The sequence below is a fragment of the Pseudoalteromonas sp. SWN166 genome, from assembly GCF_015864485.1.
Taxonomy (GTDB): Bacteria; Pseudomonadota; Gammaproteobacteria; order Enterobacterales; family Alteromonadaceae; genus Pseudoalteromonas.
Genome location: NZ_JADYXB010000082.1, coordinates 1 through 1,612, shown reverse-complemented (window position 1 = coordinate 1,612; position 1,612 = coordinate 1). Strand labels below are relative to the sequence as shown.

Annotated in this window: 3 protein-coding genes; all 3 read right to left on the bottom strand. The window is 66.2% G+C overall.

The window, feature by feature from the left end; all coding sequences use genetic code 11:
* Positions 1-366: hypothetical protein (locus I6F49_RS20140; protein ID WP_197181742.1), on the bottom strand; the 366-nt coding region annotated here is incomplete at its 3' end.
* A 2-nt stretch (positions 367-368) separates the two neighbouring features.
* Complete coding sequence (locus I6F49_RS20135; RefSeq protein ID WP_114488314.1) at positions 369-587, bottom strand: hypothetical protein; 219 nt, start codon at positions 585-587, stop codon at positions 369-371.
* Complete coding sequence (locus tag I6F49_RS20130) at positions 571-1,134, bottom strand: hypothetical protein (RefSeq protein ID WP_197181741.1); 564 nt, start codon at positions 1,132-1,134, stop codon at positions 571-573. Before I6F49_RS20130 ends, I6F49_RS20135 begins: the two co-directional genes overlap by 17 nt.
* Between the last annotated feature and the right edge of the window lie 478 nt (positions 1,135-1,612).

The following is a 1,612-nucleotide window of genomic DNA, read 5'->3' as shown; positions in this document are numbered from 1 at the left end:
CGACTCGCCGGCGCGTTCGTAGTTTTTGCGCCAAGTTAGCTGCACCAAACCTCTGCCATGCATGCCTTTGTAGAGCAGTTCGCTCAGGCCCTTGGGGTTGCGTGCGTATGGCTCGGCGTCAGCCATGCTCTTGAACGCGCGGGGGTAGATGCGCGCCAACCGTGAGGCGTCCTTGTAGTACAGGCCCTCTTCCACCGCCGACAGGTGCGCCGACTCCACCGCCACGGTGGCGAGGAACGCCGCCTGGCGCTGCAGAGAGCAGATGTCGAATCGACCCATGGCATCCAGCAGGGGCTGGTGGTAGGTCTGCGCGTTTCCGTACGGCGCGCTGGTGGCCGCCGCGAGTTGTTCAACCGTGAAGGTCATGGTCATACCTCGATAATCTCAATGGTCAGGTCCGGCGCGGGGCCTTCGATTGCGCCGTTGCGGAAGAACACGCGGTCACCCACGGTGGCCTCCCCGCGTGCAGTAGCCATACCACCCTGCTCCTGGATGGTGGCAACGCCGTCGGCATAGGCGATCACCTCACCCACGCGCAACGGGTAGGTGGGGATCAGCTTCTGGAACCGGCTAAACAGGTTCGACATGTGTTTCCACCCCCAAGGTTTGCCAGATAGACGGCAGCCCAACTTCGACCTGCACGCTGCGCGTGAGACCGATGCGCTCGATGCCCCCATCCAAGTAGCGCACGAAGCTGCCCGGGGCGATGATCCCGGTCTCAGCGAGCACCGGCAGGCGCAGGCCCACTGTGGCGATGCGGCCTGTGTCGGACAGCACGGCGATACCCCGCTGGCGCGCGGCCACCGCCTCGGTGATCAGCGGGTCGATGATGGTGGGCGCCAGGTAGTCGCCAGCGGTGCCTTCTCGCGTCACGCGGCCGTTGACCCCAACCTGCTGGCCCATGACGTACACCCGGTTGTAGCGGGCCTTGTCGCGCCACTCGATGCTCTCGCGGCTCATCACCGCCGATGGCAGCTCGAAGTCGGGTGTGACGCCCGCCCAGTCCCACGGCGCCACGGGGTAGCGCGACAGGACCCGCAGCACCTCGTCGGTGTTGTGGGGCTGCAGGTACGCCGAGATCGACCCGGCCACCTGGTTCAGCGCGGTGATGTAGCTGCCCTGGTGGCTGAACACNCCTCGTCGGTGTTGTGGGGCTGCAGGTACGCCGAGATCGACCCGGCCACCTGGTTCAGCGCGGTGATGTAGCTGCCCTGGTGGCTGAACACGCCCGCAGGCACGTTCCAGTCGTCCGGGTTCCACTCCACGTCCCAGCCCAGCGGCACGCCGTTGTCGGTCAGGATGTCGTTCATGAGCTGTTCAGCCGTGCGGCCAAACTCGTTGCCGAAGCTCATGATCGGCGCGTACGGGGCGTCGAGCACCGCCGCGCGGCCACGGCCACCTATGCGCAGGTCGCTCCGGCCGAACGTGCGCTCGCGGGAGATAGACTCCACGATGAAGCGGTAGGGCGTGCCGTTGATCGTCGCCTGCACGTCCACGGGCACGCCGTCCTCGGGCTCAATGTCGGCCAGCGCGTAGCCTGGTACGGAGGCGCTGAAGCTCCACGTCCACGAGTCCACGTCCAGCGACATGGACATGGACAGCGTGGGGATCG